Genomic DNA, 17,420 nt, shown 5'->3' with positions numbered 1-17,420 from the left:
TTCCTCGTCATGCCGAACGACCACGAGCTCGTTGATTACCTGAAGTGGGTCACCAACGACCTGCACCAGACCCGCGAACGGCTCCGGGAGGCCGAGTCCGCCCAACAGGAGCCCCTCGCCATCGTCGGGATGTCCTGCCGCCTGCCGGGCGGAGTGCGCTCGCCGGAAGACCTCTGGCAGTTGCTCAGCGAGGGACGCGACGGCATCGCGGAGTTCCCCGCCGACCGCGGCTGGGACCTGAGCTCGCTCACCGGCGGGGGCAGCGGCAGCAGCACAACGGCCGAGGGCGGCTTCGTGGACGCCGCCGCGTTCGACGCCGGCTTCTTCGGCATCTCGCCCCGCGAGGCCATGGCCATGGACCCCCAGCAGCGCATCCTGTTGGAGACCTCCTGGGAAGCCCTGGAGCGCGCCGGCATCGACCCGGTTTCGCTGCGCGGCACCGACACCGGTGTCTTCGTCGGCACGAACGGCGTCGACTACACCAACGTCGTGCTGAACTCCCGCGAGGACGTCGAAGGACACGCCAGCACCGGCCTGGCAGGCAGCGTCCTGTCCGGGCGGCTGTCCTACACCTTCGGCCTGGAGGGCCCGGCCGTCACCGTCGACACGGCCTGCTCCTCCTCGCTCGTCTCCCTGCACCTGGCGGCCCACGCACTGCGCTCCGGCGAGTGCGGGCTCGCCCTCGTCGGCGGTGTGACGGTGCTGTCCTCGCCGATGAGCTTCGCCGGATTCAGCCGGCAGGGCGGACTGGCCGCGGACGGCAGGTGCAAGGCGTTCGCCGAGGCGGCCGACGGGACCGGCTGGTCCGAAGGCGTGGGCCTGCTGGTGCTGGAGCGCCTGTCCGACGCCCGCCGGCACGGGCACGAGGTCCTCGCCGTCGTGCGCAGCTCGGCCGTGAACCAGGACGGCGCCTCCAACGGTCTGACGGCGCCCAACGGCCCCTCCCAACAGCGGGTGATCCAGCAGGCACTGGCCAACGCCGGACTGTCGACGGATGACGTGGACGCCGTCGAGGCACACGGCACCGGCACCACCCTCGGCGATCCGATCGAGGCCCAGGCACTGCTGGCGACCTACGGCCAGGGCCGTGACCCCGAACGCCCGTTGCTGCTGGGCTCGGTGAAGTCCAACCTCGGCCACACGCAGGCGGCCGCGGGCGTGGCGGGCATCCTGAAGGTGGTCCTGGCGATGCGGCACGGGGTGCTGCCGCCGACCCTGCACGTGGACGCACCGTCGTCGCACGTCGACTGGTCCTCCGGCGCGGTACGACTGCTGACGGAGTCTCAGGAATGGCCCAAGGCTGGCCGGCCGTGGCGGGCGGGCGTGTCGTCGTTCGGGATCAGCGGCACCAACGCCCACGTCATCATCGAGCAGGCGCCGGTCGCCGGGGAGGGCGACGAGGAGGACGGCGAGGCGGTGCCCGCGGCGCCGGCCGTTGCGCCGTCGACCGTGCCGTGGCCGGTCTCCGCACGCACCGAGGAGGCACTGGCCGCACAGCTGGAGCAGATCACCGCGCTGACCGACCCCGCCCCCGTCGACCTGGGCTACTCGCTGGCCACCTCCCGCGCCCACCTGGAGCGTCGCGCGGTGCTGCTGGCCGGGGACGACGGGACCGTCGAGGTCGCGCGCGGCCTCGCCCAGGACGTCGACGGCAAGGTGGCGGTGCTGTTCTCCGGGCAGAGTGCGCAACGCGCCGGCATGGGGAAGGAGTTGGCCGCCAGGTTCCCGGTGTTCGCGGCGGCCTTGGACGAGGTGTTGGCACACTTCGACCAGGGGCTGCGGGAGGTGATGTTCGGCGAGGCCGACGGCCTGGACGAGACGGGGTTCACCCAGCCGGCGTTGTTCGCCGTCGAGGTGGCGCTGTTCCGGTTGGCGGAGTCGCTCGGCGTGCGGCCGGACTTCGTCGCCGGGCATTCGATCGGTGAGGTTGCCGCGGCGCACGTGGCCGGGGTGCTGTCGTTGGAGGATGCCTGTGCGTTGGTGGCGGCGCGGGCGCGGTTGATGCAGGCGTTGCCGAGGGGCGGTGCGATGGTGGCCGTCCAGGCGTCCGAGGAGGTGGTGCGGCCGCGGCTGGTGGACGGGGTGTCGATCGCGGCGGTCAACGGCCCCGAAGCGGTCGTCCTCGCCGGTGACGAAGCCGAAGTGCTCCGCATATCAGCGGAGTTGAAGGACGAAGGCCGCAAGACGCAGCGGCTACAGGTCAGCCACGCCTTCCACTCGCCCCTGATGGAGCCGATGTTGGAGGAGTTCCGGCGGGTGGTGCAGGGGCTGTCGTACGAGGCTCCGCGGATCCCCGTCGTGTCGAACGTGACGGGTGAGGTCGCCGCCGCGGAATTGTTGTGCTCGCCGGACTACTGGGTGCGGCACGTGCGGGAGACGGTGCGATTCGCCGACGGCGTGCGGGCGTTGGAATCCGAAGGCGCCTCGGTGTTCCTGGAGTTGGGCCCGGACGGTGTGCTGTCGGCGATGGCCCAGCACACCCTGGACGGGGAGGCGGCCGTCGTCCCGGCGCTGCGCAAGGACCGTCCCGAGGAGACCGCCCTGCTCACCGCCCTGGCCCGGCTGCATGTCACGGGCGTGCCGGTGGACTGGGCCGAGTGGTTCGCCGGGACCGGCGCCCGCCGCGTGGACCTGCCCACCTACCCCTTCCAGCACGAGCGGTACTGGCCCCGGCCCGCCGTCTCGGCCGGGGACGTGACCGGCGTCGGGCTGCTCCCGGCGCACCACCCCCTGCTGGGCGCGACACTCACCCTTGCGGACTCCGACGAGGCCGTGTTCACCGGCCGGTTCTCGCTTGGGACCCACCCGTGGCTGACCGACCACGCCATCGGCGAACACGTCCTCTTCCCGGGTGCCGGATTCCTGGAGCTGGCCCTGCGCGCCGGAGACCAGGTCGGCTGCGGCCGGGTCGAGGAGTTCGTCCTGCTTGCCCCGTTGGTGCTGACGGAGGAGAGCGCCGCCCAGGTCCAGGTGCTGATCGGCGCCCCCGACGAGCGGGGCACCCGGACGATCTCCGTCCACTCGCGCTCCGCCGACGCGCCCGACCAGCCGTGGATCCAGCACGCCAACGGCACGCTGACCACCACCGAGCGCATCGCCGACTTCGGTGCCCCGGTCTGGCCGCCCCGCGACGCGGTCGCCGTCGACCTGGAAGGCTTCTACGACGGCACCGGGTACGGCCCGGCCTTCCAGGGCCTGCGCGCGGTGTGGCGCCGTGCCGACGAGGCGTTCGTCGAGGTCGCACTGCCGTCCCAGGTCGCGGACGACGCCGCGTCCTACGGCCTCCACCCGGCCCTGCTGGACGCGGTGTTGCAGACCCACCGGATGGCCGGTGTCGGCGCCGACGACGACCAGCTCCTGCCGTTCGTCTGGCAGGGCGTCTCGCTGCACGCCGGCGGCGCCTCCGTGCTGCGCGCCCACGTGGTGAAGACCGCTGACGACGCGGTGTCCATCGCGGCCGTCGACGTCGAGGGCGCCCCCGTCCTGTCCGCCGAGGCACTGGTACTGCGCGGTCAACTGGCCGGCGCGGCGGCCCCGGTGGCCACCCGGCGCAGCCCGGAGCACGACGCGCTGCTGTCGTTGGACTGGGTGGCCGCCCCCGAGGTGCAGCCCGCCGCCGTCCGCAGCGTGGCCCTGGGCGCCGACGACATCGGCGTGGGTGCCTCCGTCGCCTCCCTGGCGGAACTGACCGGCAACGAGGACCTCGTGATCGTCCCCGTGTCCGGGGCGGGCGAGGACGTGCCCGCCGCCGCGCACGCGCTGACCGCCAAGGTGCTGGGTCTGCTCCACGAGTGGGAGGAGTGGGCGTCCGGCTCCGCACGCCTGGTGTTCCTCACGCAGGGTGCCGTCTCCACCGCCGAGGGCGAGCCCGTGCGGGACGTGGCCGCGGCCGCGGTGTGGGGCTTGGTCCGCTCGGCACAGACCGAGAACCCGGGGCGCATCGCGCTGCTGGACCTCGACGACACCGACGGGGACCTCGCCACGCTGCTCGCGGAACTCCCGGGCCTGCTGGCCACCGAGGACGCCCAGTTCGTGCTCCGCGACGGAGTCATCAAGGTGGGACGGCTGGCGCTCCTGGGCAGCGACGCGGGACTGCTGCCGCCCGCCGGGCCGTGGCGGCTGGACAGCGCGGCCCGCGGCAGCCTCGCCAACCTGGTGCTCGCGCCGTGCCCGCAGGCCCTGGAACCGCTCACCGACGGACAGCTCCGCATCCAGGTCCAGGCCGCCGGTGTGAACGTCCGGGACGTGGACAACGCCCTGGGCGCGCACCGGGACGCGACCGCCCCGCTGGGCGTCGAGGCCGCCGGCGTGGTGACCGAGACCGGACCCGGAGCGGACCGGCTGCGCCCCGGTGACCGCGTGATGGGCCTGGTGCCCGGCGGCTTCGGGCCGGTGGCCGTCGCCGACGGGCGGCTGCTGACCCGCATTCCCGACGGCTGGACACCCGAGCAGGCCGCTTCCGTACCGCTGGCCTTCCTGACCGCCCACCACGCGCTGAAGGACCTCGCCGGGCTGCGGCCGGGCCAGTCGGTCCTCGTGCACGTGGACGCCGACGGCATCGGCCTGGCGGCGGTCCAACTGGCCCGGCACCTTGGCGCCGAGGTGTTCGCCACGGCCGACGAGGGCCAGGGCGCGTCCCTGCGGGAGCTGGGCGTGGCGCCCGACCGCATCGCCCCCGCCCTGACCACCGACGTCGAGCAGCGCTTCCGGGCGGCCACCGCAGACCGCGGGGTGGACGTGGTGCTGACCGCCCAGACGGGCGAACCCGCGGCCGCCGCCCTGCGGTTGACCGCGCCCGACGGCCACTTCCTGCACCTCGGCGGCGACGCCCCCGAGCCCGGCCCGGACGCCGCCGAGCGCCACCGCACCGTCGACCTCGCCGCGGCGGGCCCGGAGCGCCTCCAGGAGACGTTCGAGGAACTGCTGGCGCTGTTCGACCGGGGCGTGCTGCACCCGCTGCCCGTCACCGTCCGGGACGTCCGACGGAGCGCCACGGCGTTCGACGCGGTGCACCGCGGCGAGCACCCCGGCAAGGCCGTGCTGACCATGCCGCGCGCCTGGGACCCGGAAGGCACCGTCCTGATCACCGGCGGCACCGGCGGCCTGGGCCGCGAGCTGGCCCGCCACCTGGTGACCGAGCGGGGCGTGCGCCACCTGCTGCTGCTCAGCCGCAGCGGCCCCGACGCCCCCGGCGCGGACGCCCTGCGCGACGAACTGGTCGCCCACGGCGCCGAGATCGACGTCCGCGCTTGCGACGTGGCCGACCGCGAGCAGCTCGCCGCCGCCGTGGCGGCGGTGCCCGCCGCACACCCGCTGACCGCCGTGATCCACACCGCCGGTGTCCTCGACGACGGCGTGGTGACCTCGCTGACGCCCCAGCGGTTGGCGGCCGTGCTGCGCCCGAAGGTGGACGCCGCCTGGCACCTGCACGAGGTCACCAAGGACCTCGACCTGGCCGCGTTCGTGCTCTACTCCTCGATCGCGGGCGTGACCGGCGCCCCCGGCCAGGGCAACTACGCCGCGGGCAACGTCTTCCTCGACGCGCTCGCCCGGCTCCGCACGGCCAACGGACTGCCCGCGCAGTCCCTCGCCTGGGGTGCCTGGGCCCAGGGCAGCGGCATGACCGCCGACCTGACCGACGCCGACCTCCAGCGGATCGCCGCGTACGCAGCCAAGCCGCTCACCGTCGAGCAGGGCATGGCGCTGTTCGACGCGGCCGGGGTGTGCGACGCGGCCCACCTCGTCGCACTGGGCCGGACCGCCGGCCCGCTGCGCATCGACGGCCCAGTGCCGCCCGTACTGCGCGGACTGGTCGCCACCCGCCGGCGCGCCGCCGGCAAGCCCGCCGCCGACTCGGCGGGCGACCTCGCCGCGCAGCTCGCGGACCTGGCCGAGGACGAGCGGATGGACGTCCTGGTCGACCTGGTGCGGACCGAGGCGGCCGCCGTGCTCGGGCACGCCTCGCCGCAGGGCATCGAGACCCAGCGGGAGTTCCTGGAGCTGGGCTTCGACTCGCTGACCTCCGTCGAACTGCGCAACCGGCTTGCCGCGGCCACCGGTCTGCAACTGCCCGCGACCGTGGTCTTCGAGAACAGGACCACCGAGAAGCTCGCCACCTGGCTGGACGGCGAACTCGTCGCGCGGCCGGGCGGGGTCGCCGCGTCCGCCAGTGCCGGGGGAGCCCGCTCGGGCAGCGCCGACCAGGACGACTGGCTGGTGCAGCACTTCCTCACCTCCATCAGGGAGGACCGGATCAGCGAGGCGCGGCGCCTGGTGTCGGCGATGGGCGGCGTCGGCCCGTCCTACGAGAACACCGCCGAGCTGGAGGACCTGCCGCTGCCGACCACGCTCGCCGAGGGCCCGGCGTCACCGCGGCTGATCTGCATCAGCACGCCCACCGCCAACGGCGGCGTCCACGAGTACGCCAGGTTCGCCGCCCGCTTCCGCGGCCGACGGAACGTCTGTGCCCTGCCGCTGGTCGGCTTCGCCCCGGGGGACCCGCAGCCGGCCACGGCCGAGTGCGCCGCCCGGACGATCGCGGAGAGCGCGCTGCGCGCCAGCGACGGCGAACCCTTCATCCTGGTCGGACACTCCTCCGCCGGCGCGTTCTCCTACGCGGCCGCGGGCGTGCTGGAGAGCACCTGGGGCATCAAGCCCGCGGGACTGGTGCTGCTGGACACCCTCAGCATCCGGCACGAGGAGAACGAGGACATCGACTACGGCGGCCTGCTGAAGGCGAACTTCCTGGCATCGGAGGCGACCCAGGTCCGGATCCTGAACGCCAACCTGTCCGCGATGGGGCGGTGGATGCACCTGCTGAACAGCATCGACGTGCCCCAGATGAACACCCCCGTGCTCAGCATCCAGGCGACCCGGCTGTACCCGGGCATCGCGGCCGGCGGCGAAGGGCTGAGCGAGATGATCCCGTCGGCCGAGATCGTCAAGCTCGACGCGGACCACCTGTCCATCGTCCGGTCCGACGCCTCCGCGGCCTCCCAGATCGCGGACGACTGGCTCGCGGCGACCTTCGGCGAGTGACGGCGGCGCCGTGACACGGCAACGGCGGGCGGCCCACCGGGCCGCCCGCCGTTGCGTCGCGCCGACTACCAGGTCACCGGCAGCTCACTGAGCCCGCCGGACAACCGGCCTTCGTTCTCCGCCAGTTCGCCTGCCGGCAGCGCCAGTCGCAGGTCGGGCAGGCGCGTGAACAACTGGGTGAAGACCGTGTTCAGCTCGATCCGCGCCAGGGGCGCGCCGATGCAGTGCCACATCCCGTGCGCGAAGGTCAGATGCTGGTTGGGACTCCGGGTGACGTCGAACCGCTCCGGCTCGTCGAAGGCCCGCTCGTCGAAGTTGGGGAGGCTGAAGTCGAACAGGACCAGGTCCCCGGCCCGGATCGTCTCTCCGCCGACCGTCAGGTCCTCCGTGGCGTAGCGCGGCAGGATCGACCCGCCGGCCTTCGCGGCCCGCAGCACTTCCTCGACGGCGTGCGTCATCACGTCCGGGTCTGCCAGCGCCGCCGCCCGCTGCTCGGGGTGGGTCGCCAGCAGCACCACGCCGTGGTCCATGATGGTCACGACGCTGTCCAGCCCGGCGAACAGCAGGCCCACGGCCAGGTGCGTCACGCGCTCGTCGGACAGTCCGCCCTCGGCCAGGCGGGTGATGATGTCCTGGCCCGGTTCGGCCCGCTTGTGCTCGACCAACCCCCCGACGAAGGCGTACAGGTCGCGCTGCGTGCGCTGCACCCCCTCGCGGTCCCCGAGCACGGCCGTCTGGGACAGCAGCGCCGTGAGGTGTTCGCGGTTCTGCGGCGGCACGCCGATGATGTCGCAGAGCACCGTCCTCGCCACCGGCACGGAGACGCCGCCGTGCAGGTCGCCGGGCGGCTCCTGGGCGGTGAAGTCGTCCAGCACGGCGTCCACGACCGCCGCTACCCGCGGCTCCATCTCGCGCACCCGCCGGGCGGAGAACATCGGGGCCAGGAGCCGGCGGGACTCGGTGTGCGTGCGACGGGCGGTCTCGGCGTCGGTGTCGGCGATCATCAGGTCCAGGAACGGGTTGCGCACGTACTGTGCCGCGTTCGCCGGGTCCGGATGCGAATGGCCGATGCGTTCGTCGTTCAGCAGCTGCTTGAGCACGGAGTGGCGGGTCACCAGCCAGCCCTTGTCCCCGGCGGGGGTGCGCACCAGGCAGACCGGCCCCCGTTCCTGGAGGTCCCGCAGGAGCGGGCTGACGCGCAGTAGGGCGGGCGTTTCGAGGTCGAGGGACGGCAGATCACGGTGGGGGGAGGTCATGAAGGATCCCTTTCACAAGTGCGGTGGAGCTCCGCGCACGGTGCGTGTACGCGCGAAAGCGCGACGCTAGTGGCCAGGCAACCCGGAATCTCTTAGCGCTATTTGGCCGCCGTGGCGTGGATCTGCCGTCGTGCCGGCGAGACTACGGAAACCCGCAGTACGCCTCGGTTGAGGATGACCGGGAACAGTGGGTCAGACGTGAGTGTCGTCGCTCTGTGCCCCAGAACCGGCATTCCATGAGGGGTTGGCATTCTGATGTCGAACGAGGCGAAGCTTCGCGAGTACCTCAAGCGCGCGATCGCGGACCTCCAAGAGACTCGCCAGCAATTGGACGAGACGGAGCAGAAGCAGCGCGAACCCATCGCGATCGTGTCGATGGCCTGCCGCTTCCCCGGCGGCGTGCGGTCGCCGCAGGAGCTGTGGGAACTGCTCCACGGCGGAGTCGACGCGATGGGCGCCTTCCCCGGGAACCGCGGCTGGGACCTCGACGGGCTCCACGACCCCGATCCGGAGCGCCAGGACACCACGTACGCCCACGAGGGTGGATTCCTCTACGACGCGGGCGAGTTCGACCCCGGATTCTTCGGGATCTCGCCGCGCGAGGCGCTCGCCATGGACCCGCAGCAGCGGCTGCTGCTGGAGACCGCGTGGGAGGCCGTGGAGAGCGCCGGCATCGCCCCGCAGTCCCTCGCGGGCAGCCACACCGGCGTGTTCGTCGGCACCAACCACGCCGGCTACGACGCGGACAGCAGCCAGCGGACGGAGGAGACTGGCGGGCATCTGCTGACCGGCAACCTCATCAGCGTCGCCTCCGGCCGGATCTCCTACGTCCTCGGTCTCGAAGGCCCCGCCCTGACCGTGGACACCGCGTGCTCCTCGTCGCTGGTGGCGCTGCACCTGGCGGCGCAGTCGCTGCGGCGGGACGAGTGCAACCTGGCCCTGGTCGGCGGCGCGACGATCATGTCGACCCCGCAGATGTTCGTGGACCTGGCCCGTCAGCGCGGCCTGGCCGCCAACAGCCGCTGCAAGCCGTTCGCCGCGGCCGCCGACGGCACGGCCTGGGGCGAGGGCGTCGGCCTGCTGGTCGCCGAGCGGCTCTCCGACGCGGTGCGCAACGGCCACCCCGTGCTCGCGGTGCTGAGGGGCTCGGCCGTCAACCAGGACGGTGCCTCCAACGGACTCACCGCCCCCAACGGCCCGTCCCAGCAGCGCGTCATCCGCCAGGCACTGGCCGACTCCGGGCTCGGCTCCGCCGACGTCGACGCCGTGGAGGCCCACGGGACCGGCACCCGGCTCGGCGACCCCATCGAGGCGCAGGCCCTGCTCGCCACCTACGGACAGCAACGCCCGGCGGACCGGCCCGTGTTGATCGGCTCCATGAAGTCCAACATCGGGCACACCCAGTCGGCCGCGGGCATCGCCGGCGTCATCAAGATGGTCCTGGCGATGCAGCACGGCGTGCTGCCGCAGACCCTGCACATGGACGCGCCCACCCCGCACGCGGACTGGAGCGAGGGCAACGCCAAGCTCCTCGCCGAGCCCGAGCCCTGGCCGACGCTGGACCGCCCGCGTCGCGCCGCCGTCTCCTCCTTCGGCATCAGCGGCACCAACGCCCACGTCGTGCTGGAACAGGCGCCCGAGCCCGAGCCCGAGGCCGCTTCCGAGCCGGCTCCCGCGCCGGCCGCCCGGCCTGGCGTGCTGCCCTGGATCCTGTCCGCGCGGACCGGCGAGGCCCTGCGGGCCCAGGCGGCGCAACTCGGCCGCCACGTCCGCGCCCGTGCCGCCCTGGAACCGGCCGACGTCGCCCACTCCCTGGTCACCACCCGGTCCCTCATGGAGCACCGCGCCGCCGTCGTCGCGGGCGACCGGGACGCCTTCCTCCGCGGCCTGGACGCCCTCGCCGAGGGCCGCACCGCGGCGGGGCTGGTGACCGGTGTCGCGGCCCAGGCGCCGGCCGCGTTCCTGTTCACCGGCCAGGGCCCCCAGCGGGCGGGCATGGGACGCGAACTGCACGCCGCATACCCGGTGTTCGCCGCGGCCTTCGACGCGGTCTGCGCCGCGTGCGACCCGTACCTCGAACGGCCGCTGCGCGACATCGTCTTCGCCGAGGAGGGCACGGAGGAGGCCGCCCTGCTCGACCGCACCGACTACACCCAGCCCGCGCTCTTCGCCTTCGCCACCGCGCTGTTCCGGCTCGTCGAATCCTGGGGCGTCACCCCGCAGTTCGTCGCCGGCCACTCCGTCGGCGAGCTCACCGCCGCCCACGTCTCCGGCATCCTCTCCCTCCAGGACGCCGCGAAGCTCGTCGCGGCCCGTGGCGCCCTCATGGCGACGCTGCCCCCGGGCGGCGCCATGGTGGCCGTGCAGGCGACCGAGGAGGAGATCTGGGCCTCCCTCGCCGGCAAGGAGGACCGCGCCACCATCGCCGCGGTCAACGGACCGCAGGCCCAGGTCATCGCCGGCGACGAGGACGTCGTCGCCGACGTCGCCGCCCACTGGGAGGGCCAGGGGCGCCGGGTCAAGCGGATCAAGGTGCGCGTCGCCGGCCACTGCCCGCGCATGGACAGCATCCTGGAGGACTTCCGGAGCGTCGCCGCGACCCTGGAGTACCACGCCCCGCGCATCCCCGTCGTCTCCACGGTCACCGGGGAGCTCGCCGTCGACGACGACCTGCGCACCCCCGACTACTGGGTCCGGGAGATCAGGGAGGGCGTCCGCTTCTGCAACACCGTGCGCACCCTGGAGGCCGAGGGCGTCACCTCGTTCGTCGAACTCGCCCCCACCAGCGTGCTCACCACGATGGTCCAGGACTCCCTGACCACCCTCGAACGGCCGCTCCTGCTGTCCCTCCTGCGCAGCGGCCACCCCGAGGCCCAGTCCCTCTCCGAGGGCGTCGCCGCCCTGTCCGCGCACGGCGTCCCCGTCGACTGGACCGCCCTGCTCGGCCCGCTCGACGCCCACCGCGTCGAGCTGCCGACCTACGCCTTCCAGCGCCGCTGGTTCTGGCTGGACGCCGCCGACGAGGCCACCGGCGGCCCCGATGCCGCCGCCGACGCCACCGAGGCCGGCGAGGCCGGATTCTGGGAAGCCGTCGAACGCGAGGACCTGGAAGGACTCTCGGCCGTCCTGGCCATCGACGGCAGCACGGTCGACTCGCTCGGCAGCCTCCTGCCCACGCTCTCGGCATGGCGCAGGCAGCGCAGGACCCAAGCGGTGGCGGACGGCTGGAGCTACCGGGCGGGCTGGACCCCGGTCACCGCCCGCACCGGCTTCACCGCCACCGGGAACTGGCTCGTCGCGCTGCCCGACAGCGTCACCGACGACCCGTGGACCGCCCGGCTCCTCGACGCGCTGCGCGCTCAGGGCCTGCACACCGAGGTGCTGGTGCTCTCCGGCACCGAGGACCCGTCCGAGCCCCTCGCCTGGCCCGACGGCCCGATCGACGGCGTGCTGTCGCTGCTGGCCCTGGACGAGCGCCCGCACCCCGACCTGACCTCCGTACCGCGCGGCCTGGCCGCCACCACCGCCCTGCTGCGCGCCGTGGAGGGCTCCGGCAAGCCGGTCCCGCTGTGGTGCGCGACCCGCGGCGCCGTCGCCGTCGACGACCGGGACGCGCTCACCAACCCGCTCCAGGCGCAGCACTGGGGCTTCGGCCGGGTGGCCGCGCTGGAGTACCCGCGGATCTGGGGCGGACTCGTCGACCTCCCCGAAACCCCGGACGCCCGGGCCGTCTCCGGCCTCCTCGACGTGCTCGCCGGGGCGGAGGACCAGGTCGCGATCCGCGCCGCCGGGACCTTCGCCCGCCGCCTGGCCCGGATCGCCCCCGGCGGCGACACCGGCGCCGGGTGGACCGCTCACGGCACGGTGCTGATCACCGGTGGCACCGGTGCGCTCGGCGCCGAACTGGCGCGCTGGTTCGCCGACGCCGGGGCGGAGCACCTGGTGCTCACCAGCCGGCGCGGCCTGGAGGCTCCCGGCGCACCGGAACTCGCGGCCGAACTCACCGACCGGGGAACCCCGGTCACCATCGTCGCCTGCGACGCCGCCGACCGCGACGCCCTGGCCGCCGTCCTCGCAGACATCCCCGCCGAGACGCCCCTCACCGGCGTCGTGCACGCCGCCGGCGTCATGGACGCCGGCATGCTGGACGCGCTGACCCTCGAACGCTTCGAGGCCGTGCTGCGCCCCAAGGCCACCGCCGCCCTGAACCTCCACGAACTCACCCGGGACCTCGACCTGGAACTGTTCGTGCTGTTCTCCTCGATCGCCGGATCGCTGGGCAACGCCGGGCAGGCCAACTACAGTGCCGCCAACACCTTCCTCGACGCGCTCGCCGAGCACCGGCGCGCACAGGGACTGCCGGCCACCGCGACGGCCTGGGGCGCCTGGGCGGACCGCGGCATGGCGACGCAGAGCAACGTCGCCGACCGGGTGAGCCGCGACGGACTGATCCCCATGGCCCCGGCCTCCGCGCTCGCCGCCCTCCGCCAGGCACTGGCCCAGGGGCTGACGAACGTGACCGTGGCCGACGTGGACTGGACGGCGTACGCCCCCGCCCTGACCGCGGTCCGCCCCAGTCCGCTCCTCGCCGACCTGCCCGAGGCGCGCCGCGTCCTGGCCGCCGCGCCCGAGTCCGCGCGCGCGGACTCCTCCCCGCTCGGCGGCCGGCTCGGCGCGCTCTCCGCCGACGAGCGGGAACGGGTGGTGTTGCAGACGGTCCAGGAGGAGGCCGCGAAGACCCTCGGACTGGACTCGGCGGACGGCATCGAGGCGCGGCGGGCCTTCCGCGACGTGGGCTTCGACTCGCTGATGTCGGTCGAACTGCGCAACCGCCTGGCCACGGTGACCGGCCTCGCCCTGCCCACCACCTTGCTGTTCGACCACCCCACGCCCAGCGCGGTCACCGCGTACCTGCTCGCCGAGATCCTGGGCACGGAACAGACCACGGCCGTCGTGGAACGGACCGTCGCCGCCCTCGACGAGCCGGTGGCGATCGTCAGCATGGCCGGCCGGTTCCCCGGCGGCGTGAAGTCGCCCGAAGACCTCTGGGAGCTGCTGGCCGAGGGCCGGGACGCCATCTCCGTCCTCCCCGACAACCGGGGCTGGAACCTCGACCGGCTCTACCACCCCGACCCCGAGCACCCCGGTACGAGCTACGCCCGCGGGGGCGGCTTCCTCTACGAGGCGGCCGACTTCGACGCCGAGTTCTTCGGCATCTCGCCGCGCGAGGCCCTCGCCATGGACCCGCAGCAGCGGCTGCTGCTGGAGGCGTCCTGGGAGGTCCTCGAACGGGCCGGCCTCGACCCGGAGACCCTGCGGGGCAGCAGCACCGGCGTCTTCGTGGGCACCAACACCCAGGACTACCGCTCGGTGCTGAACTCCGGCCGGGAGGACGTCACCGGCCACTCGCTCACCGGCAACTCGATGAGCGTGGTCTCCGGCCGGGTGTCGTACACCTACGGATTCGAAGGCCCGGCGGTCACCGTCGACACGGCGTGCTCGTCGTCGCTGGTGGCCCTGCACATGGCGGTGCAGTCGCTGCGGTCGGGCGAGTGCTCGCTGGCGCTCGCCGGCGGCGTGACGGTCATGGCGACGCCGGAGACGTTCGTGGAGTTCTCACGGCAGCGCGGCCTGTCCGAGGACGGCCGCTGCAAGCCGTTCGCGGCGGCGGCCGACGGCACCGGATGGGCCGAGGGCGTCGGACTGCTGCTCGTGGAGCGGCTCTCGGACGCCCGGCGCAACGGGCACCAGGTGCTCGCCGTCGTCCGCGGCTCGGCGGTCAACCAGGACGGCGCGTCCAACGGACTGAGCGCGCCCAACGGCCCGTCCCAGCAGCGCGTCATCCGCCAGGCACTCGCCAACGCGGGCGTGACAGCGTCGGACGTCGACGCCGTCGAGGCGCACGGCACGGGCACGCGGCTCGGCGACCCCATCGAGGCCCAGGCACTGCTCGCCACGTACGGGCAGGACCGGCCGCAGGACCGTCCGCTGCTGCTGGGGACCCTGAAGTCCAACATCGGACACACCCAGGCCGCCGCCGGCGTGGCCGGCGTCATGAAGATGGTCCTGGCCCTGCGCCACGGCGTGCTGCCCCGCACCCTGAACGTCGACGCGCCCACCCCGCACGTCGATTGGACCGCGGGCGCCGTCGAGCTGCTCACCGAGCCGCTGCCGTGGCCCGAGACGGACCGCCCGTGGCGCGCCGGCGTCTCCGCGTTCGGCGTCAGCGGCACCAACGCGCACGTGATCCTGGAGCAGGCCGAACCGACCGAGGACGAGGCGCCGTCGGTCGCCCCCGCGACGCCGGTCCCCCTGCTGCTGTCCGGCAAGTCCGACCGTGCGGTACGGGACCAGGCGGCCCGGTTGCTGGCCCACCTCGACCGCGCGCCCGAAGCGCGGCTCGCGGACCTCGCGTTCACGCTGGCCGGCCGGACGGCCTTCGGCCACCGCGCCGCCGTCGCGGCCGACAGCCACGAGACCGCGGTGCGCGCCCTGGCCGCCCTCGCCGAGGGCGACGCCGACGGCGCACTGACCACGGGCACCGCGCACGACGGCAAGGACGCCGTCCTCTTCTCCGGCCAGGGAGCGCAACGCCTCGGCATGGGACGGGAGTTGTACGACACCCACCCGGTGTTCGCGGAGGCGTTCGACGCGGTGTGCGCCGGCCTCGACGCGCACCTGGACCGCCCGCTGCGCGACGTGGTGTGGGGCGAGGACCCGGAACCGCTGAACCAGACCGGCCACGCCCAGGCCGCACTGTTCGCCGTCGAGGTCGCGCTGTTCCGCCTGGTGGAGTCCTGGGGAGTGCGGCCGGAGTACGTCGCCGGACACTCGGTCGGGGAGATCGCCGCGGCCCACGTGGCCGGCGTGTTCTCACTGGCCGACGCCTGCGCCCTGGTGGCGGCCCGCGGACGGCTGATGCAGGCGCTGCCGGCCGGCGGCACCATGGCGGCGATCCGGGCCACCGAGGACGAGGTCCGCCCGCGGCTCACCGACGACGTCGCGATCGCGGCCGTCAACGGCCCGTCGTCCGTGGTCGTCTCCGGGGCCGAGGACGCCGTCGAGGCGGTCCGCGCGCACTTCGCCGGCGAGGGCCGCAAGACCAGCCTGCTGCGGGTCTCGCACGCGTTCCACTCCCCGCTGATGGACCCGATGCTCGCCGACTTCCGCGCCGTTGCGGAGAACCTGACGTACGACGAGCCGCACCTGACCGTCGTCTCCAACGTGACCGGCGCCCCGGCCACCCCGGACGACCTGCGCACCCCCGACTACTGGGTCACCCACGTCCGCGAGGCCGTACGGTTCGCGGACGGCATCCGCGCCCTCCACGACGCGGGCGTGACGCGCTTCTTGGAGCTGGGCCCCGACGGCACCCTCGCGGCCATGGCCCGCGAGTCGCTGCCGGACGAGACCACGGTCGTCCCCGCGCTGCGCAAGGACCGCCCCGAGGAGCCGACGCTGCTCGCGGCCCTGTCCCAGCTCCACGCGCAGGGCACCGCGGTCGACTGGGCCGCGCTCTTCGCCGGCACCGACGCGCACGCCGTCGACCTGCCGACGTACGCCTTCCAGCACCGGCGCTACTGGCCCGTCCCCGACCGCACCGCCACCGGCGACCTCGGCGCGGCCGGCCTCGACGCGGCCGGGCACCCGCTGCTGAGCGCCGCCGTGGAACTGTCCGACGGCGCCGGCCTGCTGTTCACCTCACGCCTGTCGCTCCAGTCGCACCCATGGCTGGCCGACCACGCGGTGAACGGCTCGGTGCTGCTGCCGGGAACGGCCTTCGTCGAACTCGCCGTCCGGGCCGCCGACGAGGCGGGCTGCGACCGGATCGAGGAACTCACCCTGGCCGCCCCGCTGGTGCTGCCCGAGCACGGCGGCGTGCAGCTGCAACTGCACGTCGGCCCCGCCGACGAGGCCGGCGGCCGGCCGGTCACCATCCGTTCCCGTCCGGAAGGCGACGGCGACCGGCCGTGGACCCAGCACGCGAGCGGCGTGCTGACGCCCGGCGAGCGGGCGGCCCACGCCGGCTACGACTTCCAGGCCGAGTCCTGGCCGCCGGTCGGCGCCGAACCCGTCGACCTGACCGGCCTCTACCCGCAACTGGCCGCCAGCGGATACGACTACGGACCGCACTTCCAGGGCCTGCGCGCCGCATGGCGCCGCGGCGACGAGGTGTTCGCCGACGTCGCCCTGCCCGACGTCGCCGAGGGCGACGCGTCCGCGTACGGTCTGCACCCGGCGCTCCTGGACGCGACCCTGCACGCCTGGGCCCTCGACGGCCTGGACCGGGGCGTGCTGCCCTTCTCGTGGGAGGGCGTCTCGCTCCACGCCTCCGGCGCCGCGGCCGTGCGCGCCCGGATCGTCCAGCATGGCGGCGACACGCTGTCCGTCGAGGTCGCCGACACCTCCGGCGAGCCGGTCGCCTCCATCGGCACCCTCGACCTGCGGGCGCCCGCAACCGAGCAGTTGGCGGGCGCCGCGGACCGGATCGGGCGTGACGCGCTGTTCCGCCTCCAGTGGAACCCGGTCCGGCTTCCCCCGGCCGGGGCCGCGGAGTCCGTGGCCCTGCTCGGCTCCCTGCCCGGCGCACCGTTCGACAGCTACCCGGACCTGGCGGCGCTGGCCGAGGCCGGTCAGGTGCCGGGCGCGGTGGTGGTGCCGGTGACGGCCGCCCCCGACGACGTGGTGGAGGCGGCGCACGCCACCGCCACCCACACGCTGGCGCTGGTCCAGTCCTGGCTGGCGGACGAGCGGTTCGCCACTTCGCGGCTGGTGTTCGCCACGCGCGGCGCGGTGGACGGCACGGACCTCACCGGGGCCACCGTGTGGGGCCTGGTGCGGTCGGCGCAGTCGGAGCACCCGGGCCGGTTCGGCCTGGTGGACCTCGGTCCCGACGCGGACCCCGCGGTGCTGCCGCGGGCCCTGGCCGCGGACGAGCCGCAGCTCCTGCTGCGCGACGGCGCGGTGCTGGCGGCGCGGCTGGAACGGGCGCCGGTGACGCGGGCCCGGGTCGGCGCCCCCTGGGACGCCGCCGGCACGGTGTTGATCACTGGTGGTACCGGTGGTCTGGGGCGTGTGGTGGCGCGGCACTTGGTTGCTGAGCATGGTGTGCGGAGTCTGTTGTTG

General features: G+C 74.1%; 3 protein-coding genes. 2 read left to right on the top strand and 1 reads right to left on the bottom strand.

Translation table 11 applies throughout. The features are described from left to right. Positions 1-9: 9 nt before the first annotated feature. Entirely contained in the window at positions 10-7,038 is a 7,029-nt protein-coding gene (locus ACFVT2_RS26665) for an SDR family NAD(P)-dependent oxidoreductase (protein WP_390021932.1), read from the top strand. Positions 7,039-7,103: 65 nt separating this feature from the next. Here ACFVT2_RS26665 and ACFVT2_RS26660 read toward each other — a convergent pair whose 3' ends face one another. Continuing rightward, positions 7,104-8,294 (bottom strand): cytochrome P450, encoded by a 1,191-nt coding sequence (locus tag ACFVT2_RS26660; RefSeq protein WP_390021931.1) that lies wholly within the window; start codon positions 8,292-8,294, stop codon positions 7,104-7,106. A 249-nt stretch (positions 8,295-8,543) separates the two neighbouring features. On the opposite strand from ACFVT2_RS26660, the gene ACFVT2_RS26655 reads away from it, so the two are divergent. Next, on the top strand, positions 8,544-17,420 hold an 8,877-nt coding region (locus ACFVT2_RS26655; RefSeq protein ID WP_390021984.1), incomplete at its 3' end, for a type I polyketide synthase.

The organism is Streptomyces sp. NPDC058000, assembly GCF_042886435.1.
In the GTDB taxonomy this organism is placed as follows: domain Bacteria; phylum Actinomycetota; class Actinomycetes; order Streptomycetales; family Streptomycetaceae; genus Streptomyces.
Note: the sequence above shows the minus strand (reverse complement) of the source record. Positions and strands in the feature narration are given on the sequence as shown.

Excerpts from the sequence above, each read along its gene's own strand:
- ACFVT2_RS26665 (WP_390021932.1), top strand. The coding sequence starts at position 10 with ATGCCGAACGACCACGAGCTCGTTGATTACCTGAAGTGGGTCACCAAC.
- ACFVT2_RS26660 (WP_390021931.1), bottom strand. The coding sequence starts at position 8,294 with ATGACCTCCCCCCACCGTGATCTGCCGTCCCTCGACCTCGAAACGCCC.